The organism is Nonomuraea sp. NPDC049028, assembly GCF_043197735.1.
In the GTDB taxonomy this organism is placed as follows: Bacteria; Actinomycetota; Actinomycetes; order Streptosporangiales; family Streptosporangiaceae; genus Nonomuraea.
Genome location: NZ_JBICTR010000005.1, coordinates 421,401 through 445,175, shown reverse-complemented (window position 1 = coordinate 445,175; position 23,775 = coordinate 421,401). Strand labels below are relative to the sequence as shown.

Genomic DNA, 23,775 nt, shown 5'->3' with positions numbered 1-23,775 from the left:
GCCAGAGGCGGAGCACTGCGTGCTGCTCTGGGCGGTGCCCAGTGAGCGGGCACGGGTCTAGTGGTGGGCCGGGCTCTGGCGTGGCAGGGTGGCCGTCACGATCAGGCCGCCGCCTTCGCGGGGACGGGCCGAGACCTCGCCGCCGTGCGCGAGCGCGATCGAGCGCACGATGGACAACCCCAGCCCCGCGCTCTTGGCCGTGACCACGCGTTCGGGGCCGAGCCGGCGGAAGGGCTTGAACAGCGTCGGGATCTCGTACGGCGGCACAGCCGGACCGGTGTTGCTGACCTCCACCTCGACGCGCCCGTCATACGCGATGCGGCTGGCGGCCCGCACCCAGCCGGTGCCGTCGTCGATGTTGTGCCGGATTCCGTTCTCGACCAGGTTGTGCACCAGCCGTTCGAGTAGGAGCGCGTCCCCGCTGGTCGGCGCGGGCCCGGCCGCCTCGTGCAGGGTGATCTTCGACTCCGTGGCCTCGGCGGTGGCCTGCGCGATCACGTGGCTCACCACGTCGGCCAGATCCACGGGTGACCGATCGCCGATCTCGTGCTCGGCGCGGGCCAGGAGCAGCAGCCCGGAGATGAGCCGCTCGTGCCTGGCGTTGATCTCCAGCAGGCTCTCGCCGAGCTGCTTGACGTCGGCCGAGGCCGTACGGCGGTGCATGGCCAGCTCCACCAGCGCGCGGTTCAGCGTCAGCGGGGTGCGCAGCTCGTGCGAGGCGTTGGCGACGAACCTGCGCTGCCCGTCGAAGGAGTGGTCGAGCCGTTCGACCATGGTGTCGAAGGTGTCGGCCAGCTCCTTCACCTCGTCGGCCGGACCGTTCAGCGCGATCCGCTCGTGCAGGCCGCGCTCGGCGACCGGCGCGGCCGCGATCCGCCGCGCGGTCTCGGTCACCTGGCGGAGCGGCGTGAGCACCCGTCCGGCGACCAGCCACCCCACACCCGAGGCCGCGCCGCCGACCACGACCAGCGCGATCGCGCCCTGGGTGAGCAGCGAGGTGGTCGCGGCGCCGCGCAGCAGGCTCTGCTGCTGCTTCATCCAGTTCATGGCCTTGTCGCCGTCCAGCGAGCCCGTGTTGGTGTCCAGCGAGCCGGGACCTCCGCCTCTGACGATGATGGATACCGTCTTTTGCTCGAGCTGCTGGTTGAACAGCAAGTACGTGACGCCGAGCAGCGTCAGTCCCGCGACGAAGAACAGCGTGCTGTACACAAGGGTGAGCCTGCTGCGGAGCGTGGGAGTGGTCATGGAATCTGGTACCCCACTCCCGACACGGTCTCCACGACCGGCGGCTCGCCGAGCTTGCGGCGCAGCTTGAGGATGGTCAGGCGGACCGCGCTGGTGAACGGGTCGGCGTGCTCGTCCCACGCCTTCTCCAGCAGGTGTTCGGCGGGCACCACGGCCCCGTCGGCGAGCAGCAGCTCGGCCAGCACGGCGAACTCCTTCTTCGACAGCGGCACGTACCTGCCGTTCCTGAACACCTCCCGGCGAGCGGGATCGAGGGTGATCCCCGCGCGCCGCAGCACCGGCGGCGCGGCCGGACGCGAGCGCCGCCCGAGCGCCAGGACGCGGGCCGCGAGCTCGGGGAACGCGAACGGCTTGGCCAGGTAGTCGTCGGCGCCGAGGGAGAGCCCGGTCACCCGGTCGCCGATCTCGGCGGCGGCGGTGAGCATCAGCACCCGCGCGGTCGACGCGGACTCCACCAGCTCCCGGCAGACGTCGTCACCATGGACGAGCGGCAGATCACGGTCCAGGACGACCACGTCGTAGTCGTTGACCGCGATGCGCTCCAACGCCGCCTCCCCGTCGTGCGCGGTGTCGACCGCGTGCGTCTCCTCGCGCAGCCACTCGGCTATCGCGTCGGCGAGCATGCGCTCGTCCTCGACCACCAGCACCCGCATCGCGCCCTCGTCCCCTTCGGTCATGTACTGGGGCGATCGTGCCGGTTGCGCTGTTTGTTCGGCGTTAGCACCCATGGAAACGCCGGGGAAACGGCGTGCGCTGTTGGCTTTCGTCTCGTACACCCGAGCTGCAAGAAAGAGGAGACCATGAGACGACGAGGCATCCTGGCCGCGATCCCGCTCGCACTGACGCTGGCCCTGGCGGGCTGCGGCGCGAACGACCCGGCGGGCTCCGACGTGGCATCGGTGAGCAGCGGCAAACCTGCCGCCGCCCCCAGCGCCTCGGCCAGCGTGGACCGGGCGGGGATGGGGCTCAAGTTCGCCCAGTGCATGCGCGAGAACGGCGTCCCCATGGACGACCCCGAGCCCGGCAAGGGGGTCATGCTCAAGATGGACAAGAGCATCTCCCCGGAGACGGCACGGAAGGCGCAGGAGGCCTGCAAGGAGTACGCGCCGAACGGCGGTGGCCCGGGCGGGAAGGTGGACCCCAAGATGGCCGAGCAGATGCGCAAGTTCTCCCAGTGCATGCGGGACAACGGCGTCGAGGCCTTCCCCGACCCTGACGGCGGCGCGCTGCGCATGACCGGTGAGGCCGGCGACGACCCGGACTTCAAGGCCGCGCAGGAGAAGTGCTCGAAGGAGTTCCTGCCCCAGATGGGCCAGGGCGGCTCCTGATGTCCACAGCCACCCTCGACGACAAGGCGGCGGCGGGCGGGGATCGCCCGCGCCGCCGCCGCGGTCGCGGCAGGCGGGTCGCGGGCCTGCTCGTCGCGGTCGCCGTCATCGGTACGGCCGGCGCGGCCGTGAACGGCATGGGCCTCCTGGGCGGCGACCGGGCGGCGGGCAAGACGGCCGGCGCCCTGCCGCCCGCCACCACCACGGTGACCAGGCAGACGCTGCTCGACACGCGGGAGGCCGACGGCGACCTCGGCTACGGACCGACCACCACGGCGGTGAGCAGGAAGCCGGGCACGGTCACCTGGCTGCCGGACAGCGGTGACACGGTCGGCAGGGGCAAGTCCCTGTACCGGCTCGACGCCAAACCGGTGGTGCTGATGTACGGCACCACGCCCGCCTACCGCGACCTGCGGATCGGCACCGAGGGCAAGGACGTCGAGCAGCTCGAACACAACCTCAAGGCCCTCGGCTACGACGGCTTCACCGTCGACGACGAGTACACCGACTCCACGGCCGACGCGGTCAGAGAATGGCAGGAGGACCGCAACCTCGACGAGACCGGCGTCGTCGAGCTCGGCCGGGTCGTCTTCGCCGCCGGCAAGGTACGCGTGGACAGCCTCGAGGCCGAGGCCGGCCAGCCCACCGCGCCGGGCCAGAAGGTGCTCTCCTACACCGGCACCGACAAGGTGATCACCGTCAAGCTGGAGACGGAGGACCAGCGGGTGGCGAAGAAGGGCGCCAAGGCATCGGTCACGCTGCCCGACGGCAAGACCGTGTCCGGCAAGGTCACCGAGGTCGCCACCGTCATCGAACCGGGCGACGGGCAGGGCGCGGAGCCCGAGACGCGGGTGGAGGCGCTGGTCTCCCTCGGTGAGCAGCGGGCCGCCAAGGGGCTGGACCAGGCCGCGGTGGACGTGACGTTCACGGCGTCGAAACGCAAGAACGTGCTGACCGTGCCGATCGCCGCGCTCGTGGCGCTCCAGGAAGGCGGGTACGGCGTGGAGGTCGTCGAAGGCGGCAAGTCCCGATATGTCGGTGTGAAGACAGGTCTGTTCTCTGGCGGCCGGGTCGAGATCTCCGGCGACGGCCTCACCGAGGGCATGAGCGTCGGGATGCCCCGATGATGGCCTTTTCACCGACCTCATTTCCGATGATCTCCCTGACTGACGTCACCCGCTCCTATCCCGGCGGCGTCACCGCGCTGGACAAGGTGTCCCTGGAGATCGAGCGCGGTGAGCTCGTCGCGATCGTCGGCCCGTCCGGCTCGGGCAAGTCGACGATGCTCAACGTCGTCGGCACCCTCGACCGCCCGTCCTCGGGAACCGTCCGCATCGACGGCTACGACGTGGCGAAACTGTCGGACGGCCGGCTCTCCGCACTGCGGGCCACCCGCATCGGCTTCGTCTTCCAGCACTTCCACCTCGCCGCCAAGGTCCCGGCGATCGACAACGTGGCCGACGGCCTCGTCTACACCGGCATCGGGCGCGCCGAGCGGCGGAGGCGGGCCGCGACCGCGCTGGAGCGGGTCGGGCTCGGTCACCGCCTCGACCATGAGCCGCACGAGCTGTCCGGCGGCGAGCGGCAGCGCGTGGCCATCGCCAGGGCCGTGGCGGGTGATCCCCCGCTCCTGCTGGCCGACGAGCCGACCGGCGCCCTGGACTCCGTCTCGGGCGCCGGGGTGATGGACCTGCTGCACGACCTGAACGCGGCCGGCACCACCATCGTGATCATCACGCACGACCGGGAGATCGCCGCGAGCCTGCCCCGGCAGGTACGGATGCGCGACGGCCAGATCGTCGCCGACTCCGCGGCCGAAGAGAGAGTGGCCTGATGGCGGCCGTCGTCGAGCACGCGGGACTGCCGAAGCTCACCCCGGCCAGGATGCGCTCGGGCGATGTGCTGCGGGTCGGCGCCGTCGGCCTGCGGACCCGCCCGCTGCGGGCCTTCCTGTCCGCGCTCGGCATCGCCATCGGCATCGCGGCCATGATCGGCGTGGTCGGCATCTCGTCCTCGTCGGGAGCCGAGCTCGACCGTACGCTCTCGGCCCTCGGCACCAACCTGCTCACCGTCTCCTCCGGGCAGACGCTGATGGGCGAGCCGGCCAAGATGCCGGTCGAGGCAGAAGCGATGATCGAGCGGATCGGGCCCGTCGAAGCCGTCTCGGCCGCCGGAAAGGTCGGCGACGCCAAGGTCTACCGGTCGGAGGAGGTGCCCAAGGCGCAGACCAACGGCATCAACACCTACGCCGCCCGGCTCGACCTGCCGGCCACGGTGGGCGCGACGCTGCGCAGCGGCACCTGGCTCAACGCGGCCACTCAGCGCTACCCGGCCGCGGTGCTCGGGTCGAGCGCTGCCCAGCGGCTCGGGGTGGGCGCGGCGGGGCCGGACACCCAGGTGGTCGTGGGCGGCAAGCGGTTCACGGTGGTCGGCGTACTCGACCCGGTGCCGCTCGCCGACGAGCTGGACACCGCGGTGCTGGTCGGCTGGCCCGTCGCGGAGGCGGAGCTGGACTTCGACGGCTACCCGACGACCCTGTACACCCGCGCGGAGGAGTCGAAGCTGGAGAACGTACGCTCGGTGCTGGCGGGCACGGCCAATCCAGAGGCGCCCAACGAGGTCGACGTCTCGCGGCCGTCCGACGCGCTGGCCGCCAAGCAGGCGACCAGCCAGGCGTTCACCGGGCTGCTGCTGGGCGTCGGCGCGGTGGCGCTGCTGGTCGGTGGGGTCGGGGTGGCCAACACCATGGTCATCTCGGTGCTCGAACGGCGCTCCGAGATCGGCCTGCGCCGCTCGCTCGGCGCGACGCGCGGGCAGATCCGTACGCAGTTCCTCGCCGAGTCGCTGCTGCTCTCGGCGCTCGGCGGGGCGGGCGGGGTGCTCCTCGGCACCGGCGTCACCATGGGGTACGCGCTGTACCAGGGGTGGCCCGCGGTGATCCCCGCGTGGGCGACGGCCGGCGGACTCGCGGCCACCCTGGCCATCGGCGCCGTCGCCGGACTGTACCCGGCGATCCGCGCCTCCCGCCTCTCCCCGACCGAGGCACTCGCCACACCCTGACCTGCCCACCCTGACCCGCGCCACCCTGACCCGCCCAGCACCGCCAACCAGACGGCGGCCCGCTCGGCGCGGTCAACCCGGCGCGGTCAACCCGGCGCGGTCAACCCGGCGCGGGTCAGCGCTGTGCGGGTCAGCGCTGTGCGGGTCAGCGCTGTGCGGGCAGTCCGGCAGCGAGGGCGGCGAGCATGCGCTTCATCGTCGGCCGGAACGGCAGGCAGCGGGCGGCGATGTCGGGGTCCTGGGCGTAGAGCTCACGCAGGGCGGGCGGCGGGTTCGACATCGGGAAGAGCGTGCCCGCCAGCGCGGCGGCCGCCCCGGCCAGCTCGATCCCCTCACCGGTGGTCAGGCCGGGGTAGGCCAGAGCGACGCGCGCTCCCAGGTCGTCGATCGCGCTGTGCACGGCCCGCTTGAAGGCACGAGCCGCCGGGACCGAGATGTTGTGCTCCAACGTGATCGAGACGTGGCCCAGCAGGTCGCAGAAGAGCGTCCGCTCGGCCAGCGTGTCGGTCAGCGCGGCGACCACGTCGTCCGGACCGGCGGCCGTGGCGAGCCGGGCGGCGACCTCGTCCGCCCAGCCGATCCACTCCTCGACGGTGAGTTCGAGGTAGATCTCCTCCCGGGTCCCGAAATATCGCACCACGTTGGACTTCGCCAGTCCGACCGCCGACGCGACCCCGCCCAAGCTGACGTTGCGAACCCCTGATTCGGTGGCAAGCCGACGAGCGGCGGCGAGGATCTCCTCGCGCCGCTGCTGCTTGTGCTCCGGGCGCCTGGCCCGGAGAAACGCCGATCGCGTCATGGTTGAGCCAAGCATACGAGCAAGATAAGGAAACGTCGTCCTCTTGTTAAGATTACACCGTCCTGTTAACGTCGCCCTCAACTGACGCGCATCATTCGGAGGGCAATGTGGTCACGCTGCGGATGCGGGTGAACGGCGTAACCCGTTCGCTCGAGCTCGAACCATGGGTCAGCCTGCTCGACGCGCTACGCGAGCACCTCGGCCTGACCGGCACGAAGAAGGGCTGCGACCAGGGCGCCTGCGGCGCCTGCACGGTGCTGGTCGACGGCGAGCGGATCAACTCCTGCCTGGCCCTCGCGGTGCAGTACGAGGACCGCGACATCACCACCATCGAGGGGATCACGCACCCGATCCAGCGGGCGTTCATCGAGCACGACGGCTTCCAGTGCGGTTACTGCACCTCCGGCCAGATCTGCTCGGCGATCGGCATGCTGGCCGAGCACGGGGCGGGGATGCCCAGCGCGGTCACCGGGCCCGGCGCCACCGGGCTGTCGGAGGCCGAGATCAGGGAGCGTATGAGCGGCAACCTGTGCCGCTGCGGCGCGTACAACGGGATCGTCGACGCCATCAAGGAGGTCGCGCGATGAAGCCGTTCGCGTACGTCAGCGCGCCCGACGTGGCGACGGCCGTCCGCGCGATCGCGACGGAGCCCAACGCGAAGTTCCTCGGCGGCGGGACGAACCTCGTCGACCTGATGCGCGAGGACATCGAGCGGCCCGACACGGTGGTCGACATCACCCGGCTACCGCTGACCGAGATCGAGGAGCTGCCCGGCGGCGGCGTGCGCGTCGGGGCGCTGGTGCGCAACAGTCACCTGGCCGCCCACCGGCTGATCAGGACCCGCTATCCGCTGCTGTCGCAGGCGCTGCTCGCGGGCGCGTCGGCGCAGCTGCGCAACATGGCCACGGTGGGCGGCAACCTGCTGCAGCGCACCCGCTGCCCCTACTTCTACGACGGCGCGTCGGCCTGCAACAAGCGCGTGCCCGGCAGCGGCTGCGACGCGATCGGCGGCTTCAACCGCAACCACGCGATCCTCGGCACGAGCGACGACTGCATCGCCACGCACCCCTCGGACATGTGCGTCGCGCTCGCCGCGCTCGACGCCACCGTGGAGGTGGAGAGCGTACGCGGCCTGCGTCGCGTGCCGATGGCCGACTTCCACCGGCTGCCCGGCGGCACACCGCACCTGGAGACGGCGCTGGAGCCCGACGAGCTGATCACCGCGGTCGAGGTGCCTGCGCTGACGGCGCCCTCCTGCTATCGCAAGGTGCGCGACCGGGCCTCGTACGCGTTCGCCCTGGTGTCGGTCGCCGCGGCGCTGGAGGTCACGGACGGGGTCGTGTCGGAGGTACGGCTGGCGCTCGGCGGCGTGGCGGCCAAGCCGTGGCGGGCCCGCCAGGCCGAGGCGGCCCTGCTCGGCGCCCCGGCCACGGAGGAGTCGTTCCGCCGGGCGGCCGAGGCGGAGCTGGAGCCGGCGGTCGGCCGGCCGGACAACACCTTCAAGATCGAGCTGGCCCAACGGACGATCGTGGCGACGCTGCGGCGGCTCAGCGACGGGAGCCTGGCATGACCACCACCACCGAGACGCAGAGCCCGCCGCGCGAGCGGGCGGTCGGCCGGGGCATCGACCGGGTCGACGGCCCGGAGAAGACGACGGGCAAGGCCCGGTTCGCGGCCGAGTTCCCGTACCCGGACCTCGCCTACGCCGCCCTGGTGCACGCGACGGTCGCCCGCGGCCGGATCACCGGCATCGACGTCAAGGCGGCCGAGGCGGTGACGGGCGTCCTGTCGGTGCTCACCCATCTGAACGCGCCCGTGCTGAAGCCGGCGCCCGCGCGGAGCATGCTCGACCTGAGCACGATGGTCTCCGGCACCTCGGTCAATTACCTCAACACCGACGAGGTGCATTGGGACGGCCAGCCGGTGGCGGTCGTCGTCGCGGAGAGCCTGGAGGCGGCGCGGCACGGCGCGAGCCTGGTCGAGGTGACCTACCAGGAGTTCCCGGCCGTGGTGGACTTCGCCGCGGAGGAGGCGAACGCCAAGCCGCAGCCGAACAGCATCATGGGGCCGGGCAGCGCCAAGAAGGGTGACGCGGAGGCAGCCCTGGCGGTGGCGCCGGTCTCGGTGGACCTGCGCTTCACCACCCCGCCCCACAACCACAACGCGATCGAGCCGCACGCGACCACCGCCGTGTGGGACGGCGACCGGCTGACCGTGCACGAGGGCAGCCAGGCCATCTCCTGGATGCGCAAGCACCTCGCGGTCAGGTTCGGCATCCCCGAGCGGAATGTACGCATGACCTCCCCGTACGTCGGCGGCGGCTTCGGCGGCAAGGGCTCGATCTGGCCGGGCACGATCCTGACCGCGCTGGCCGCCCGGGCGACCGGCAGAGCGGTGCGGATGATGCTGACCAGGGAGGGCGTCTACCGCACGGTCGGCGGGCGCACGCCCTCGACCCAGCGCGTCGCGCTCGGCGCCGGCCAGGACGGCAGGCTGACCGCGCTGATCCACACCAGCGTCACCAGGACCGGAAAGGCGGGCGGCAATTCCGAGTCGGTGACCGAGGCGTCCCATCATCTCTACGACGCCGAGAACATCCTCGTTCAGCAGAAACTCGTCGAGATGGACCTGCTCCCCAACACGTTCATGCGCGCGCCCGGCGTGTCCATCGGCACGTTCGCGCTGGAGGCGGCGATCGACGAGCTGGCCGGCGAGCTCGGCGTCGACCCGATCGAGCTGCGGATGCGCAACGAGCCGGAGCGCAACCCGCTCGACGGCAAGCGCTTCGCGCACCGGAAGCTGCGCAAGGCGTACGCGCTGGGCGCCGAGCGGTTCGGCTGGGCCGAGCGCACGCCGGAGCCCGGCTCGATGCGCGACGGCAGGTGGCTCGTCGGCATGGGGGTGGCCACGGCTTACCACTCGTCGGTGCAGTTCACGGCCAACGTCACCGTGCGGCTCTCGGCCGATGGCACGGTCGTGGTGCGCTGCGGCTTCCACGAGATGGGCATGGGCGGCGCGACAGTGCAGGCGCAGATCGCCGCCGACGAGCTGGGCGTGCCGTTCGAGGCGGTTCGGGTGGAGTACGGCGACTCCGACCTGCCGACCGGGCCCATGGCGGGCGGCTCCGCGCAGACCGCGAGCGTCGCGGCCAGCCTGCTGTCGGCCTGCGAGAAGCTGAAGGGGTCGGTGCTGGCTCTGGCCCGGCGCTCCGGCGACTCGCCGTTGCGCGGGCAGCGGCTGGCCGCGGTCGAGGCCAGGGACGGCGGGCTCTACCGGCGCGACCGGCCGGACGCCGGCGAGAGCTACGAGGCCATCCTGTCCAGGGCGGGCCGGCCGTCCGTCGAGGCGGCGATCGGCTCCGAATCGGGCCTCGGCGCGCTGGCCGGGCAGGTCAGGTTCATGGCCAAGTTCGTCAACGACCGGCGGCGCTGGGTCAAGGCCGCGAGCGGCGCCCAGTTCTGCGAGGTACGCGTCGATCCGGACACCGGCGAGGTACGGCTGTCACGCTGGCTCGGCGTGTTCGACGTGGGCCGGGTGATCAACGCGAAGACGGCGGCCAGCCAGCTCCGGGGCGGCATCGTGATGGGGATCGGCATGGCGCTGTCGGAGGAGACGCTCGTCGACCCGCGCAACGGCCGCGTCATGAACCCGGGTCTGGGCGACTACCACATCCCGGTGCACGCCGACATCCCGCCGATCGACATCCACTACCTGGACGAGCCGGACCCGACCATGCCCCTGGGCCTGATCGGCATCGGCGAGGTGAGCATCACGGGCGTCGCCGGGGCCATCGCCAGCGCCGTCCACCACGCCACCGGCAAGCGCGTCCGCGACCTGCCGATCACGCTCGACAAGCTGCTCTGATCAATACCCCCTCCGGGGGAGCGGAAGAAACCGGTACGTCGCGGCTGAGGTCCCTCCGGGAGCGGAAGAAGCTGCCCCGGAGGGATACCCGGTGTCACTGACCGGCCAGGCCGGTGTGGGCGACTCCTCGGATGATCTGGCGCTGGAAGAGGACGAAGACCACCAGCAGCGGCAGCCCGGCCAACACCACGCTGGCCATGATCTGCGCGTACCGGAGCCCGAACGTGCCCTGCACCACGTTGGCCAAGCCGACCGGGAGCGTCATCGTGTTGGGGTCCGTCGAGACCAAGAACGGCCAGAGGAAGTTGTTCCACGTCGTGATGAACGTGAAGATCGACACGGCCGCGAGCACCGGGCGCGACAGCGGCAGGACGATCGTGAAGAACACCCGCCAGCGCCCGGCCCCGTCCACGAAGGCCGCCTGCTCCAGCTCCAGCGGCACGTCCTGGAAGAACTTGTAGAGGATGTACACGATCAGCGGCGCCGCCACCTGCGGCAGGATGATCGACCACCAGGTGTCGACCAGCCCGAGCGAGACCATCTCGGCGAACAGCGGCGCCATGAGCACCTGCGGCGGCACCATGATCCCGGCCAGGATGACCGCCAGGAGCACCCGCTGACCGCGGAACTGCGTGCGCGCGAACCCGTACGCGGCCATCGCCGAGAACAGCACGGTCATGAAGGTGACGACGACCGCGGTGACCGTCGAGTTGATCGCCCACTTGACGATGCCGCCGGTCGCCAGCACCAGCCGGTAGGCGTCCAGGGTGAGCTCGCTGCCGAACCACTGGAGCGGCAGCTTGGTGGTCTCGCTCTCGGGCTTCAGCGAGGTGGCGACGGCCCAGGCGAGGGGCGCGAGCCAGACGATGGCGAGCGCCGCCGCGACGACCAGCAGGATGATCTGGGAGGGGCTGAACCGCTTGGTCATGACAGGGCCTCCTCGCGCTTGCGGAGCAGCCGGAGCTGCCCCAGCGACACGATGACGATCAGGACGAAGAGGATGTAGGTGATGGCCGACGCGTAGCCGATGCGGTAGCCGGAGAAGCCGACCTCGTAGGCGTACTCGATGATCGGCCGGGTGGCCTCCTCGGGACCGCCGTTCGTCATCAGGTAGATCTGGTCGAAGACCTTCAGTGACGCGAGGAGCTGCAGGATCACGATGAGCCCGGTCGTCCGGCCGAGCAGCGGCAGCGTGATCGAGCGCAGCTTGGTCCACGCCGTCGCGCCGTCGATCGCGGCGGCGTCGTACAGGTGCTGGGGGATCGACTGCAGGGCGGCGAGGTAGAGCAGGAAGTTGAAGCCGACCGTCCACCAGACAGTGGTCAGCACCATCGACCACATCGCCACGCCCGGGTCGCCCAGCCAGAGGACGTCGGTGCCCAGAGTGCCGTTGAGCAGGCCGTACTCGGGCGGATAGATCATCTGCAGCCAGAGCACCGCGACCACGGCCGACGGCAGCAGGAACGGCCCGAAGAACGACAGCCGCCACAGCCACTGCAGGAAGCGCAGGTTGTGCACCAGCAGGGCGAACCCCAGGCCGAGCAGCACCAGCGGGATCGTGCTCAGCACGGTGAACACCACGGTGTTCCACAGTGAGTGCCACATTCTGGGGTCGCCGAACGCCTCGGCGTAGTTGGCGAACCCGACGAATTCGTTGTTGCCGCCCGCGATGTTGACGCTCGACAGGCTCATCCGGAGGCCGAGCACGGTCGGCCACACCAGGAAGGCGGCATAGATCACCAGGAAGGGCGCGACGAACAGCAGTCCGTGCTGGGTCCAGCGGCGCCGTACCTGGACGTGGGCGACGGGAGTGGTGGTGACGGGAGCGGCGGCAGTGGTGGCCATCATCCCTCCTTGGCGGGGAAGGGGTTCGGGGCTGACATGAGCCGGCGCAGCGCCTGTTTGGCCGTCTCCAGGCCCTGCTCGGGCGTCCGCGCCCCGCTGATGACCGGCGAGAACGCGCCGCCGAACTCGATCCACAGCCGCGACGCGGACCCGGCGAACCACACCTTCGGGTCCAGGGCGACCTCGGTGATCACTGAGCGGTACTCCGACTGCGGCTGCAGCGCCAGGTAGGCGGGCTCCTCAAGCGCGGGCAGGTAGGCGGGCACGTGCCCGGCCACCGCCCAGTCGGCACTGTGCTTGACCAGGTAGGCGATGAACCGGTAGGTCGCCGCCTCGGTCTCCGGGTCCCGGTTGCGCTGGTGCGGCAGCACGAACGAGTGGCAGTCGGCCTGGGCCGCGCCGCTGCCGAAGACGCTGGGGAAGCGGGCCATGCTGAACGGCGTCTTGCGCTCCTTGAGCCCGGTCGTCTCCCAGTCGCCGTTCCACAGGAAGGCCGCCAGGCCGTTGGTGAAGGCGGCCACGGACGCGCCGTAGTCGGTCTTGGGGTTGCAGAGCCCCTCCTGGCCGAGTTGGCGCATGAACCGCAGCGCGGTCAGCGCCTTGGTGTCGTCGAGGGTGATCCGGGTGCCGTCGTCCGACACCAGCGTGCCGCCGCTCTGCGCGTACAGCGACTCCCACACCCGCCACGGGCCCACCGTGCCGAGGCCGAGCGCATCGAAGACCAGCGGCGGCTTGCCGCCGAGCGCGTCCTTGGCCTTGCGCAGCATGGCCAGCAGTTCGTCGGTCCCGGTGGTCGGCTTCAGCTTGCCGTCGTCGCCGAGCAGGCCGGCCCGGCGGGAGAGGTCGGTGTTGTAGTACTGGACCATGGGATGGGCATCGAACGGCACGGCGTACAGCTCGCCGTTGACGTGGGCGCGTTCCCAGATGGGCGGGCTGAAGTCGGCGGCCCGCAGGCCGTTCTTGGCGAGCAGGTCGACGTTGATCGGGTCGAGTATCCGGCCGGCGCCGATCCCGGACAGGCGGGCCAGGTGGAACGTGGCCAGGTCGGGCGAGCGCCCGCCCGCTCCGGCCATCGCGACCTTCGTGTAGTACGGCTCGCCCCACGCGAGCACGTTCTCCTCGACGAAGACGTCGGGGTTGGCCTTGGCGAACGCGCCGACCATCCGGTTCATGATGATGCCGTCGCTCGCGCCGAGGAAGTGCCAGTAGCGGACCCGCCGCTGGGCCGAGCCCAGGCCGACGGGGATCGCACAGCCGGCCGCGCCGGCACCGAGAAGAGCGAGGCCGCCACCGAGGAGGTGGCGGCGGGAGACGGACGAGGGACCTTCCATGAGCGGCCTCTTTTCGGGTTACCCGAGTGTTTGCGGTAACACGTGAGCTGTCAAGAGCCTTGACCAGGTCTATGAGAGCGCTAACAATCTAGGCATCACTTCCGAGGAGTCTGCACAGTGCACGAAGCACATCTCACGATCGACCCCGCCTTCCGCGTGGCCCCGGTACGCCGCCGCACCTTCGGCACGTTCGTCGAGCACCTGGGCCGGTGCGTCTACACCGGCATCTACGAGCCGGGCCACCCGACGGCCGACGAGGACGGCTTCCGCCGGGACGTGCTCGACCTGACCCGCGAGCTGGGCGTGTCCACGGTCCGCTATCCGGGCGGCAACTTCGTCTCCGGCTACCGCTGGGAGGACGGCATCGGGCCGGTCGCCGAGCGGCCCCGGCGGCTGGACCTGGCCTGGCACAGCACCGAGACCAACGAGGTCGGGGTGGATGAGTTCGTCCGCTGGTGCCGCAAGGCCGGGGTGGAGCCGATGATGGCGCTCAACCTCGGTACGCGCGGCATCGCCGAGGCCCTTGACCTGCTCGAATACTGCAACCATCCGTCCGGCACCACACTGTCGGACCTGCGGATCGCCAACGGCGCCAAGGAGCCGCACGGCATCCGGATGTGGTGCCTGGGCAACGAGATGGACGGCACGTGGCAGACCGGCCACAAGACCGCCCGCGAGTACGGCCGGCTGGCCGCCGAGACCGCCCGCGCCATGCGCATGGTGGACGGCGATCTGGAGCTGGTCGCCTGCGGCAGCTCGGCCTCGTCGATGCCGACCTTCGGCGCGTGGGAGGCCACGGTGCTGGAGGAGACCTATGACGTGGTCGACTACGTCTCCTGCCACGCCTACTACGAGGAGAAGGACGGCGATCTGGCGAGCTTCCTGGCCTGCTCGACCGACATGGAGTACTTCATCCAGTCGGTCGTGTCCACGGCCGACAGCGTCGGAGCCCGGCTGAAGTCGCGCAAGAAGATCAACCTCTCGTTCGACGAGTGGAACGTCTGGTACCTGTCCCGCTTCCAGGCCGCCGAGCCGCCACGGGACTGGCCGGTCGCGCCGCCGCTGCTGGAGGACCACTACCACCTGGCGGACGCGGTGGCCTTCGGCGGCCTGCTGATCACCCTGCTGCGCAACAGCGACCGGGTGACCTCCGCCTCGCTGGCCCAGCTGGTCAACGTGATCGCGCCGATCATGACCTCGCCCGGCGGATCGGCGTGGAAGCAGACCACCTTCCACCCCTTCGCGCAGGCGTCCCGCCTGGCCGCCGGCGACGTGCTCCGCGTCGAGGCGACCTCTCCGAGCCACGACACCAAGGAGTACGGCGAGGTGCCGCTGCTGCACGCCGTCGCCACGCACTCCGGCGACGAGACCGTGATCTTCGCCGTCAACCGCTCGACCGACGAGCCGCTCTCCCTGGAGATCGACGCGCGGTCGCTGGGCGACGTCCGCGTCGTCGAGGCCACCACGCTGTCGGGCCCCGACGTCTACGCGCGCAACACCGCCGAGGCGCCGGACACGGTCGCCCCTCGGACCAACCCGGACGTCCAGCACGATCCCCTGCGCGTGCTGCTGCCCCCTGTCTCCTGGAACGTGATCCGCCTCGGCTGATCACTCTTGGCTGATCACCTCGTACGGCTGGCGCCCGTGCTCTCCCTGACCACGAGCTCGGGCTCCACCAGCCGCTGGGTCTCCCGCTTCGTGCCGGCCATCTGGTCGAGCAGCAGGTGGAAGGCGTTGCGACCGACCTCGCCGAAGTCCTGCCGGACCGTGGTCAGCGGGGGCCAGAAGTAGGCCGCTTCGGGGATGTCGTCGAAGCCGACCACGCTCACCTCCTCCGGCACCCGGCGCCCGGCCTCGCGCATCGCCCTGAGGACGCCCAGCGCCATCTGGTCGTTGCCGGCGAAGACGGCCGTGACCGAGGGGTCGGCGGCCAGCCGCCTGCCGTGCTGGTAGCCCGAGCGGGAGCTCCAGTCGCCGCGTAACAGCTCGGGCACCGGCCGGCCCTCGGCCTCCAGGGCTCCTCGCCAGCCCTCGATCCGGCCGCTGGCGTCGATCCAGTCGACCGGCCCGCTCAGGTGCCAGACGGTCTCGTGGCCGAGACTCAGCAGGTGGCGGGTCGCCCGCGCGGCGCCCGCCCGCTGGTCGACCATCACCACCGGCACCGGGACCTCCTTGCCCGCGTCGACGGCGACCACCGGCAGATCGGGCGGCAGGTAGCGCAGCCCGTCGACCGCCGACTCGTGGGGCGCGACGATGACCACGCCGTCGACGGACTGGGACCGGAGGCGGTGCACGCCCTCCTCGATCGACTTGCGGTTGAGCAGGCTCAGGCTGGCGATGCTCACGGTGTAGCCGCTCAGCCGGGCCGCCTGCTCGATGCAGTAGAGGGTCGAGGCCGGGCCGTACAGGGTGGTGTCGATGCTGACCACGCCGAGCACGCCGGAGCGGCCCGTGACCAGCTGGCGCGCAGCCGAGTTGGGCCAGTAGTCCAGCTCGCGCACGGCGGCCAGCACGCGCTCCCTGGTCTCGGCGCGGACCCGGTCGGGCGCGTTGAGCACCCGCGAGACCGTCATCGCCGAGACGCCGGCCAGCGCGGCCACATCGCCGAGCACGGCGGGCCTGGTGCGCGGTTTGCCGTCCGATCCCCCAGCCATGCGGATCACCACCTCCGCGATAACGCTAACAGGCAGGTCGCGCAGGTGTGGATCGCTGACCGCAGTGTGGACACGCGAACGGGCACTTGACACCTCCTTCCCGGCAATGGTCTGCTAGCGCTGATTCGGAATGGCATTCCGTAATACGGAATAGACGAAATACGGAAAAGAGAGGGGTGCGCGTGAAGGCCCTGGTGTTCACCGGTCCGAGCGTCGTGGAGCTGCGCGAGGTGCCCGAGCCCGTGGTCGGCGCCGGCGAGGTGCTCGTCCACGTGGCCGCGTCCGGCATCTGCGGCAGCGAGTTGCACGGCGTCAGGACACCAGGCTTCCGGGTGCCGCCCCTCATCATGGGACACGAGTTCACCGGCCACACCGACGACGGACAGGCCGTCATCGTCAACCCCATCCTGGCCTGCGGCACCTGCGACCTGTGCGCCCAAGGGCAGCCCAACATCTGCCGGAACCGGAAGATCCTCGGCATTCACCGGCCCGGCGGCTTCGCCGAACGCGTCGCCGTACCCACCGCCGCCGTCATCCCCCTGCCTGACGGCGTCGGCCGCACCGCCGCCGCCCTCGTCGAGCCCGCCGCCAACGCCGTGCACGCCTGGCGCCTGGCCGGCCACCCCGCCGGAGCCCGCGTCGGCGTCATCGGCGCCGGCGCCATCGGGCTCACCTGCCTCCACACCGCCCTCGCCGGCAAGGCCGCGTCCGTCCATGTCGCCGACCGCGCACCCGAACGCCTGGCCATCGCCGCCCGGCTCGGCGCCACCACCGGTCCCGAGCTGACCGGCGAGTACGACGTCATTTTCGACGCCGTCGGCGCCGCCGCCACGCACGAGCAGTCCCTCACCCACCTGCGCCCCGGCGGCGTGACGGTATGGCTCGGCCTGGCCGCCGCCGACCCCGGCTTCGACGCCACCGACCTCGTACGCACCGAGAAACGCGTCCTCGGCTCCTTCGCCTACGGCAACGGCGACTTCACCGCCGCCATCGACCTGGTCGGCGGATGGGACCTCAGCTGGACCGACCCCTACCCCCTCGACCAGGGCGCCGACATCTTCACCACTCTGATGAACGGCCACACCACCCCGGTCAAGGCCCTCCTGATCCCCTGAGAGGTGGCAACCATGTGCCCAGCCGACCCGCCGTTGTCCCGCTACCCGCCGGTGTCCCGGCTCCGGGTCGCGGTCCACGGCATGGTCAACCTCGACGGCCGCGCGCCGGCTCGTACCGAGGCTGACATGAGCGGCCACCGTGCCAGACGGGTACTTTCCTCGTAAAAACCTGCCTTTTACCTGCGCGTTCGCGGAATGGTCGGCGCGGTGGCGGACACCATCGTGGAGTGGAGCTTCTCAGGGCCGAGGGCCTGCGTAAACGCTTCCCGGGTGTGCTGGCGCTCGACGGCGTCGACCTGACCGTACGCGCCGGTGAGGTGCACGTCCTGCTGGGTGAGAACGGCGCGGGCAAGAGCACGCTCATCAAGATGCTCTCCGGCGCCTACCACCCGGACGAGGGCCGCGTGCTGCTCGACGGGCGAGTCGTGCACATCCGTACGGCCGGCGACGCGCAACGGCTCGGCATCGCCACCATCTACCAGGAGTTCAACCTGGTCCCTGAGCTCAGCGTGGCCGAGAACCTGTCGCTGGGCCGGCCGCCGCGCAGGTTCGGCTTCGTCGACACCAAGAAGATGCACGAGCGGGCCGTGGAACTGCTGGCGCGGGTGGGCGTGGACGTCGATCCGCGTACGCCGGTCGCCCGGCTGGGCATCGCGCGCATGCAGATGGTGGAGATCGCCAAGGCGCTCGCCCTGGACGCCCGCGTCCTGATCATGGACGAGCCGACGGCGGTGCTCACCACCGGCGAGGTCGAGAAGCTGTTCTCGATCGTCCGCCGGCTCCGTGAGGACGGGGTGGCGATCGTGTTCATCACCCACCACCTGGAGGAGATCGCCGAGATCGGCGACCGCGTGACCGTGCTGCGCGACGGCCGATCGGTCGGCGAGGTGCCCGCAGACACGCCCCAGGACGAGCTGGTCCGCCTCATGGTGGGCCGCCCGATCGACCAGCAGTTCCCGCGCCGGCGCGGCCAGACGGGCGAGCCGCTGCTCAAGGTCACCGGGCTCGGCCGCAAGGGCGTCTTCGAGGACGTCTCTTTCGAGGTGCGCGCGGGCGAGGTGGTCGGCCTGGCCGGGCTGGTGGGCGCCGGTCGTACCGAGGTGGCCAGGGCGGTGTTCGGCGCCGACCGCTACGACACCGGCGAGGTCACCGTGCGCGGCCGGCGGCCCGCGCCGGGCGACGTTGTCGCGGCCATGGAGGCCGGCCTGGGGCTGGTCCCCGAGGACCGCAAGGGCCAAGGGCTGGTCCTGGGCGCGGACATCGGCGAGAACCTGGGGCTGGTCACCATGCGCGAGGCCACCCGCGCCGGATTCGTCGACCGCGGCGGGCAGCGCCGGGCCGCCGCGGAGGTCGCGGAACAGCTCGGCATTCGGATGACCGGCCTGGCCCAGGAGGTACGCACGCTCTCGGGCGGCAACCAGCAGAAGGTCGTCATCGGCAAGTGGCTGGAGGCCGACGCGGGGGTGCTGATCCTCGACGAGCCGACCCGCGGCATCGACGTGGGCGCGAAGGTGGAGATCTACCAGCTGATCAACCAGCTCACCGCGTCGGGGCACGCGGTGCTCATGATCTCCAGCGATCTGCCCGAGGTGCTCGGGATGAGCGACCGGATCCTGGTGATGGCGCGCGGGCGGCTGGTCGGCGAGCTGTCCGCGGCCGAGGCCACCCAGGACGGCGTGATGGCGCTGGCGGTCGCCGAGGTGGCGGGTCCCCGTGGTCAGTAACGTCTTCCTCCGGCGGTCCTGGCTGGCCGAGAACGGCGCGCTCGTGGCGCTGGTCGTGCTGGTCGTGGCGCTGTCGCTGCTGTCGTCCGACTTCCTCAGCGTGACGAACCTGCTCAACGTGGGCGTACAGGCGGCCGTCACCGCGATCCTCGCCTTCGGCGGGACGTTCGTCATCGTCACCGGCGGCATCGACCTGTCGGTGGGGTCCGTCGCCGCGCTCTCCGCGATCGTCCTGGCGTGGACGGCCGCCGTCCCCGGCCTGCCCTGGCCGCTGGCCACCGTGGTCTCCCTGGTGGTCGGCGTCGCGTGCGGCCTGGTCAACGCCGCTCTCATCGCGTACGGCAAGCTGCCGCCGTTCATCGCCACGCTGGCCATGCTCGGCATCGCCCGCGGCCTGGCCCTGGTCATCTCCCAGGGCAGCCCCATCCCGATGCCGGACGCGGTCTCCCACCTGGGCGACACCATCGGCGGCTACCTGCCGGTCCCCGTCCTCGTGATGCTGGTCATGGGCGCCCTCGCGGCCGTGATACTCAACCGGACTTATGTGGGCCGCGCGATGTACGCCATCGGCGGAAACGAGGAGGCCGCCCGGCTGTCGGGCATCAAGGTTTCCCGGCAGAAGCTCATCACGTACGCGCTGTCCGGCGGATTCGCGGCGGTCGCCGGGATCGTCCTGGCCAGCCGCCTGGCCTCGGCCCAGCCGCAGGCCGCCGCCGGCTACGAGCTCGACGCCATCGCGGCCGTGGTCATCGGCGGCGCCAGCCTGTCCGGCGGGAAGGGCCGGGCGCTCGGCACGTTCGTCGGCGCGCTCATCCTGGCCGTCCTGCGCAACGGCCTGAACCTGCTCTCCGTCTCGGCCTTCTGGCAGCAGGTCGTGATCGGCGTGGTCATCGCGCTCGCGGTCCTCGTCGACACGCTGCGGCGCAGGGGGATGTCATAGGAAAGGGATAGATCATGCGGATTCCCGCGCTCGTCATAGCCGGCGCCGCTCTCGCGCTCGGCCTCACCGCCTGTGGCTCCGCCGGCCCGTCAGGCTCGAACAGCTCCGCCTCACCGGGCGGAGCCAACGTCAAGATCGGCATGTCCGTGTCGACGCTGAACAACCCGTACTTCGTCCAGCTCCGCGACGGCGCGCAGGCCGAGGCCCAGAGAGTCGGCGCCACGCTCACCGTCACCGACGCCCAGAACGACGCCTCCCAGCAGGTCAACCAGGTCCAGAACTTCGCCAGCCAGGCCATGAAGGCGATCATCCTGAACCCGGTCGACTCCGACGCGGCGGCGCCCGCGGCGAAGGCGGCGCAACGCGCCAACATCCCGGTCATCGCGGCCGACCGCGGCGTCAACGGCGCCGAGGTGACGCAGACCGTGGCCTCCGACAACGTGACGGGCGGCAAACTGGCCGCCCAGGAACTGGCCGAGCTGCTCGGCCACAAGGGCCAGGTCGTCGTGCTGCAGGGCGTGGCCGGGACCTCGGCCGCGCGCGACCGCGGGCAGGGCTTCACCGAGGGGATCAAGGCGTTCCCGAACATCAAGGTCGTGGCCCAGCAGCCGGCCGACTTCGACCGGACCAAGGGCCTCGACGTCATGACGAACCTGCTCCAGTCGAACCCCGGCATCAACGGCGTGTTCGCCGAGAACGACGAGATGGCGCTGGGCGCGATCAAGGCCCTGGGCGCCAAGGCGGGCAAGGAGGTCAAGGTCGTCGGCTTCGACGGCACCCCCGACGGCCTGAAGGCGGTCAAGGCGGGCACGATGAACGCCAGCGTCGCCCAGCAGCCCGCGCTGCTCGGCCAGCAGGCGGTGGCCGCCGCGGTCAAGGCCGCCAAGGGCGAGAAGATCGAAAAGACCGTGGCCGTGCCGGTGAAGGTCGCGACCACGGAGAACGTCGACGAGTTCAAGATCGACTGACCGGCGTCCAGATGGCTAGTTTCTGGGCGTGAGGACCCAGTTCCAGGGGTCGTTGTTCCTGTCATGGCTACCGGTGAGCCGGGTCACCCGGGAGCCGTCGACGCTGACCAGCACCAGACCGTTGTCGAACTCGTTCCCACATTTGCCCGCGCAACCGAGCGCGACCACGTTGTCGTTGTCGGCCCAGGCGAGCAGCTGGAGCACCTTCTGTTTGCCGACGACCTCTCCGGACCGGTCAGTGATGCGGGTCGGCAGGCCGTCGCGGCCGAGGACCAGCTTGCCGTCGGGCGAGACCTTCGACCTGCCGGTGTGGTAGACGTACTGGTCACCGGCCGGCGCCTCCCGTTGCTCGCCGTCGAGGTCGAGGAAGGCCTTGTCCGTCCCGGTGGTGCTGGGCTGCCAGAGCAGCGATCCGTCCAGGCTCCAGCCGAGATCCTGGCGCGCGTTCGAGTTGCCTGGAGACCCGTCCCTGCTCATCGGCCCGAGCTCGTGGTAGTCGGCCTCACCCGTGGCGACGTCGATGACGTAATAGCCGATCCGCGTGGACTCGGGCATCGACCTGGAATCCTTCCCCAGGACCTGCCACCGGTCCGGGTACTCGGAGTAGGCCGTGGCCAGGACCTTGGTGCCGTCGGGCGACCAGACCACCGACCCGACGGCGTGCTCCAGCCCGATCCAGGCCTTGACCTGCCGGGTGTTCATGTCGAGGATGCCCACCTGCTTGCCGATCAGGTCGCCCCCGACCACCGCGGCGAGCTGGAGTCCCGGCGCCACGTCCACCCAGGCCCAGGGGGTCTGCTCATAGGTGTCATCGCGCGGGTCGTAGAGCGACCAGACGCGCCGGGCGCGCACCCAGTTGTCCTCCAGCTTCTCGGTCTTGGTGACGTAGTACGCGGACAAGGCCACGTTCCCGGCCGCGACCAGCTTCCGCGGCGGCGCGTTCTCCTCGTCGCCGCGTACGTCGGTCGAGGTCACCGTCGGCCTGACCGGGACACTCACACCGTCGGTCGCCGGGCGCACGGTCGTGTTGTCGCCCCGCAGGCCGAAGGCGAACACGGCGACGGCCACCGCCAGCCCGACCGCCAGCACCGTCGCGCCGATGGGCAGCCAGGCGCGCCTCCGTAGCGCCCGGTCCGCCAGGTCGTGCGGGACCCGCGCCTCTGAGGCCCACTCCTCCAGGGTGTCGCGAAGCAGTCGGCTCATGTCGCGGCCTCCAGTTCCATGGCCAGCTCGGGGGCGATCAGCCGCAGCCGGGCAAGTGATCGGTGCGTGGTGCTTCTGACCGTGCCGACCGAGCACCCCAGCTCGCGGGCGACCTGGTGGTCGGGCAGGTCCTCGAAGTAGCGGAGCACGAGTATCGTGCGCTGCTTCGGGGTGAGCTTGGCCAGAGCGCCGCGCAGCACCATGCGCAGCTCGCTCTGGTGCGTGCGGTCCGCTCCCGGCAGGTCTGGCGGGGCCGCCTGGACGACCTCGCCGCGCCGGTTGGCCGCGCGCCACCAGCTCACCTGCTGGCGGTACATGATCTGCCTGGCGTACGCCTCGGGCGCCTCGACCCGCTGCCATTTCGCCGCCAGCTTCGTCAGTGCGGTCTGGACCAAGTCCTCGGCGCCGTGCTGGTCACCACCGGTGAGCAGGAAGCCGAGCCGCATCAGGGCGGGAGAGCGCGCAGAGACGAACTCGCGGAAGCCTTGCTCGTCCGCAGCGTCCACGATCACCTCCAAAGGGTTGATATCAGCCCTCAGACGCCGGGGAGCCTGCCGCGCTATGCCTCTGCCGAGTACTATTTCTGACTGAACCGGATAAGCGTTTTTGACGGGGCCACTGACAATTGGAGTAGGTGACCTAGAGTTTGGGAAGATAACCGGTTCACAGGAGGGTTTCGTGAAGAGACCGACGATCGCCGACATCGCCAGCCGGGCGGGAGTCTCCAAGGTGGCGGTCTCCTACGCGCTCAACGGTCAGCCGGGGGTGTCGGAGGCCACCCGGGCGAGGATCGTCGCCATCGCCGAGGAGATCGGCTGGCGGCCCAACAGCGCCGCCCGCGCGCTGAACGGCGCCAGGGCCCACACTGTGGGGCTCGCGCTGTGCCGTCCCGCGCGCTTCCTGGGCGTCGAGCCGTTCTTCATGGAGCTCATCAGCGGCATCGAGGGCGAGCTCGCGGACCACTCGTACGCCTTGATGCTCCAGGTGGTCGCCGACCATGAGCAGGAGATAGAGGTCTACCGGCGCTGGTGGGGCGAGAGCCGCACGGACGGCGCCTTCCTCGTCGACCTGCGTTATTCCGACGCCCGGGTGCCCGCCATGGAGCAGCTGGGCATGCCGGTCGTGGTGATCGGCCATCCCGCCGAGTCGGGCCCGCTGCCGGCGGTCTGGTCCGACGATGGCGAGGCGATCCGCGAGACCATCGCCTATCTCGTCGCGCTCGGGCACCGCCGCATCGCCCGCGTCGCCGGACTGTCTGACCTGGTCCACACGGCCGTACGCGATCGGGCGTTCGCGGAGTCGTGCGCGGGCGCGGCCGAGCACGTGACGGTGCACACCAACTACACGGGCGAGGAGGGCGCCAGGGCGACCAGGCGGCTGCTCAGCTCGGCGGCGCGGCCCACCGCGATCGTCTACGACAACGACATCATGGCGGTGGCGGGCCTGTCGGTCGCCCAGGAGATGCGGCTCGACGTGCCGCGTGACCTGTCGATCGTCGCCTGGGACGACTCCCCGCTCGCGCAGGTGGTCCGCCCGCCGCTCACCGCGCTGACCCGGGACATCCCGGCGTACGGAGCGCACGCCGCCCAGCGGCTGCTGGCCCTGATCGCGGGCGAGACCGTCCCCCCGTTCGAGGACCAGGCGGCCAGGCTGACTCCGCGCGGCAGCACCGGCGCCGTGCTGATCGACCAGCGTTGAC

At 70.9% G+C, this 23,775-nt stretch carries 20 protein-coding genes and 1 pseudogene; 12 read left to right on the top strand and 9 right to left on the bottom strand.

All coding sequences use genetic code 11. From position 1 onward, the window contains the following. Positions 1-57: 57 nt before the first annotated feature. Positions 58-1,245, bottom strand: coding sequence for a HAMP domain-containing sensor histidine kinase (locus ACGFJ2_RS21605; RefSeq protein WP_357939062.1), 1,188 nt, complete (start codon positions 1,243-1,245; stop codon positions 58-60). Next, entirely contained in the window at positions 1,242-1,898 is a 657-nt protein-coding gene (locus ACGFJ2_RS21600) for a response regulator transcription factor (protein ID WP_357939754.1), read from the bottom strand. Before ACGFJ2_RS21600 ends, ACGFJ2_RS21605 begins: the two co-directional genes overlap by 4 nt. A 147-nt stretch (positions 1,899-2,045) precedes the next feature. On the opposite strand from ACGFJ2_RS21600, the gene ACGFJ2_RS21595 reads away from it, so the two are divergent. From ACGFJ2_RS21595 to ACGFJ2_RS21580, 4 genes are read left to right on the top strand one after another with little or no spacing between them, the layout of a single operon-like run. Beyond that, positions 2,046-2,573: a hypothetical protein gene (locus tag ACGFJ2_RS21595; RefSeq protein ID WP_357939060.1), complete on the top strand. Its 528-nt coding sequence runs from the start codon at positions 2,046-2,048 to the stop codon at positions 2,571-2,573. Then, positions 2,573-3,700, top strand: coding sequence for a peptidoglycan-binding protein (locus ACGFJ2_RS21590; protein ID WP_393470766.1), 1,128 nt, complete (start codon positions 2,573-2,575; stop codon positions 3,698-3,700). The genes ACGFJ2_RS21595 and ACGFJ2_RS21590 overlap by 1 nt, the downstream gene beginning before the upstream one ends. A 26-nt stretch (positions 3,701-3,726) precedes the next feature. After that, the gene (locus ACGFJ2_RS21585; RefSeq protein WP_358431374.1) at positions 3,727-4,407 is read left to right on the top strand and encodes an ABC transporter ATP-binding protein; all 681 of its coding nucleotides are present in this window, start codon (positions 3,727-3,729) and stop codon (positions 4,405-4,407) included. After that, a complete protein-coding gene (locus ACGFJ2_RS21580; protein WP_393470763.1) occupies positions 4,407-5,633 on the top strand; it encodes an ABC transporter permease in 1,227 nt (408 codons plus the stop codon). Before ACGFJ2_RS21585 ends, ACGFJ2_RS21580 begins: the two co-directional genes overlap by 1 nt. Before the next feature lie 145 nt (positions 5,634-5,778). Here the strand turns inward: ACGFJ2_RS21580 and ACGFJ2_RS21575 are convergent, their stop codons facing one another. After that, positions 5,779-6,432: a TetR family transcriptional regulator gene (locus tag ACGFJ2_RS21575; RefSeq protein WP_393470760.1), complete on the bottom strand. Its 654-nt coding sequence runs from the start codon at positions 6,430-6,432 to the stop codon at positions 5,779-5,781. A 122-nt stretch (positions 6,433-6,554) separates the two neighbouring features. On the opposite strand from ACGFJ2_RS21575, the gene ACGFJ2_RS21570 reads away from it, so the two are divergent. The 3 genes from ACGFJ2_RS21570 to ACGFJ2_RS21560 are packed head-to-tail and all read left to right on the top strand — an operon-like array spanning position 6,555 to position 10,296. Continuing rightward, on the top strand, positions 6,555-7,019 hold the full coding sequence (locus ACGFJ2_RS21570; protein ID WP_393471419.1) for a (2Fe-2S)-binding protein: 465 nt from the start codon (positions 6,555-6,557) through the stop codon (positions 7,017-7,019). Next, positions 7,016-8,002: an FAD binding domain-containing protein gene (locus ACGFJ2_RS21565; RefSeq protein WP_393470757.1), complete on the top strand. Its 987-nt coding sequence runs from the start codon at positions 7,016-7,018 to the stop codon at positions 8,000-8,002. Before ACGFJ2_RS21570 ends, ACGFJ2_RS21565 begins: the two co-directional genes overlap by 4 nt. Further along, positions 7,999-10,296 (top strand): xanthine dehydrogenase family protein molybdopterin-binding subunit, encoded by a 2,298-nt coding sequence (locus tag ACGFJ2_RS21560; protein ID WP_393470754.1) that lies wholly within the window; start codon positions 7,999-8,001, stop codon positions 10,294-10,296. The genes ACGFJ2_RS21565 and ACGFJ2_RS21560 overlap by 4 nt, the downstream gene beginning before the upstream one ends. A 94-nt stretch (positions 10,297-10,390) precedes the next feature. On the opposite strand, the gene ACGFJ2_RS21555 is transcribed toward ACGFJ2_RS21560, so the two are convergent. The 3 genes from ACGFJ2_RS21555 to ACGFJ2_RS21545 are packed head-to-tail and all read right to left on the bottom strand — an operon-like array spanning position 10,391 to position 13,472. Next, positions 10,391-11,224: a carbohydrate ABC transporter permease gene (locus tag ACGFJ2_RS21555; protein WP_357939046.1), complete on the bottom strand. Its 834-nt coding sequence runs from the start codon at positions 11,222-11,224 to the stop codon at positions 10,391-10,393. Beyond that, the gene (locus tag ACGFJ2_RS21550) at positions 11,221-12,144 is read right to left on the bottom strand and encodes a sugar ABC transporter permease (RefSeq protein ID WP_357939044.1); all 924 of its coding nucleotides are present in this window, start codon (positions 12,142-12,144) and stop codon (positions 11,221-11,223) included. Before ACGFJ2_RS21550 ends, ACGFJ2_RS21555 begins: the two co-directional genes overlap by 4 nt. Then, positions 12,141-13,472 (bottom strand): extracellular solute-binding protein, encoded by a 1,332-nt coding sequence (locus tag ACGFJ2_RS21545; RefSeq protein ID WP_357939042.1) that lies wholly within the window; start codon positions 13,470-13,472, stop codon positions 12,141-12,143. The genes ACGFJ2_RS21550 and ACGFJ2_RS21545 overlap by 4 nt, the downstream gene beginning before the upstream one ends. Positions 13,473-13,589: 117 nt before the next feature. On the opposite strand from ACGFJ2_RS21545, the gene ACGFJ2_RS21540 reads away from it, so the two are divergent. Next, entirely contained in the window at positions 13,590-15,080 is a 1,491-nt protein-coding gene (locus ACGFJ2_RS21540; RefSeq protein WP_358176052.1) for an alpha-N-arabinofuranosidase, read from the top strand. 14 nt (positions 15,081-15,094) lie between these two features. Here ACGFJ2_RS21540 and ACGFJ2_RS21535 read toward each other — a convergent pair whose 3' ends face one another. Then, positions 15,095-16,126, bottom strand: coding sequence for a LacI family DNA-binding transcriptional regulator (locus tag ACGFJ2_RS21535; protein WP_357657101.1), 1,032 nt, complete (start codon positions 16,124-16,126; stop codon positions 15,095-15,097). A 182-nt stretch (positions 16,127-16,308) separates the two neighbouring features. Here ACGFJ2_RS21535 and ACGFJ2_RS21530 point away from each other — a divergent pair, with 182 nt between their 5' ends. From ACGFJ2_RS21530 to ACGFJ2_RS21520, 3 genes and pseudogenes are all read left to right on the top strand, one after another. Beyond that, the gene (locus tag ACGFJ2_RS21530) at positions 16,309-17,241 is read left to right on the top strand and encodes an alcohol dehydrogenase catalytic domain-containing protein (protein ID WP_393470748.1); all 933 of its coding nucleotides are present in this window, start codon (positions 16,309-16,311) and stop codon (positions 17,239-17,241) included. A 227-nt stretch (positions 17,242-17,468) separates the two neighbouring features. Beyond that, positions 17,469-18,965, top strand: a complete 1,497-nt coding sequence (locus tag ACGFJ2_RS21525) for a sugar ABC transporter ATP-binding protein (protein WP_393470745.1) — start codon at positions 17,469-17,471, stop codon at positions 18,963-18,965. After that, positions 18,955-20,873, top strand: a pseudogene (locus ACGFJ2_RS21520) (substrate-binding domain-containing protein). The gene ACGFJ2_RS21525 and the pseudogene ACGFJ2_RS21520 overlap by 11 nt, the downstream one beginning before the upstream one ends. 15 nt (positions 20,874-20,888) lie before the next feature. On the opposite strand, the gene ACGFJ2_RS21515 reads toward ACGFJ2_RS21520, so the two are convergent. Together ACGFJ2_RS21515 and ACGFJ2_RS21510 are read right to left on the bottom strand one after the other, a co-directional pair. Then, entirely contained in the window at positions 20,889-22,076 is a 1,188-nt protein-coding gene (locus tag ACGFJ2_RS21515; protein WP_393470743.1) for a hypothetical protein, read from the bottom strand. Then, entirely contained in the window at positions 22,073-22,582 is a 510-nt protein-coding gene (locus ACGFJ2_RS21510; protein ID WP_393470740.1) for a SigE family RNA polymerase sigma factor, read from the bottom strand. Before ACGFJ2_RS21510 ends, ACGFJ2_RS21515 begins: the two co-directional genes overlap by 4 nt. 172 nt (positions 22,583-22,754) lie before the next feature. Between ACGFJ2_RS21510 and ACGFJ2_RS21505 the strand changes: the two genes are divergently transcribed. After that, on the top strand, positions 22,755-23,774 hold the full coding sequence (locus ACGFJ2_RS21505) for a LacI family DNA-binding transcriptional regulator (RefSeq protein ID WP_393470737.1): 1,020 nt from the start codon (positions 22,755-22,757) through the stop codon (positions 23,772-23,774). The last annotated feature ends 1 nt before the right edge of the window (position 23,775 follow it).

Coding starts and splice junctions, on each gene's coding strand:
- ACGFJ2_RS21605 (WP_357939062.1), bottom strand. CDS start 1,245: ATGACCACTCCCACGCTCCGCAGCAGGCTCACCCTTGTGTACAGCACG.
- ACGFJ2_RS21600 (WP_357939754.1), bottom strand. CDS start 1,898: ATGCGGGTGCTGGTGGTCGAGGACGAGCGCATGCTCGCCGACGCGATA.
- ACGFJ2_RS21595 (WP_357939060.1), top strand. CDS start 2,046: ATGAGACGACGAGGCATCCTGGCCGCGATCCCGCTCGCACTGACGCTG.
- ACGFJ2_RS21590 (WP_393470766.1), top strand. CDS start 2,573: ATGTCCACAGCCACCCTCGACGACAAGGCGGCGGCGGGCGGGGATCGC.
- ACGFJ2_RS21585 (WP_358431374.1), top strand. CDS start 3,727: ATGATCTCCCTGACTGACGTCACCCGCTCCTATCCCGGCGGCGTCACC.
- ACGFJ2_RS21580 (WP_393470763.1), top strand. CDS start 4,407: ATGGCGGCCGTCGTCGAGCACGCGGGACTGCCGAAGCTCACCCCGGCC.
- ACGFJ2_RS21575 (WP_393470760.1), bottom strand. CDS start 6,432: ATGACGCGATCGGCGTTTCTCCGGGCCAGGCGCCCGGAGCACAAGCAG.
- ACGFJ2_RS21570 (WP_393471419.1), top strand. CDS start 6,555: ATGCGGGTGAACGGCGTAACCCGTTCGCTCGAGCTCGAACCATGGGTC.
- ACGFJ2_RS21565 (WP_393470757.1), top strand. CDS start 7,016: ATGAAGCCGTTCGCGTACGTCAGCGCGCCCGACGTGGCGACGGCCGTC.
- ACGFJ2_RS21560 (WP_393470754.1), top strand. CDS start 7,999: ATGACCACCACCACCGAGACGCAGAGCCCGCCGCGCGAGCGGGCGGTC.
- ACGFJ2_RS21555 (WP_357939046.1), bottom strand. CDS start 11,224: ATGACCAAGCGGTTCAGCCCCTCCCAGATCATCCTGCTGGTCGTCGCG.
- ACGFJ2_RS21550 (WP_357939044.1), bottom strand. CDS start 12,144: ATGATGGCCACCACTGCCGCCGCTCCCGTCACCACCACTCCCGTCGCC.
- ACGFJ2_RS21545 (WP_357939042.1), bottom strand. CDS start 13,472: ATGGAAGGTCCCTCGTCCGTCTCCCGCCGCCACCTCCTCGGTGGCGGC.
- ACGFJ2_RS21535 (WP_357657101.1), bottom strand. CDS start 16,126: ATGGCTGGGGGATCGGACGGCAAACCGCGCACCAGGCCCGCCGTGCTC.
- ACGFJ2_RS21515 (WP_393470743.1), bottom strand. CDS start 22,076: ATGAGCCGACTGCTTCGCGACACCCTGGAGGAGTGGGCCTCAGAGGCG.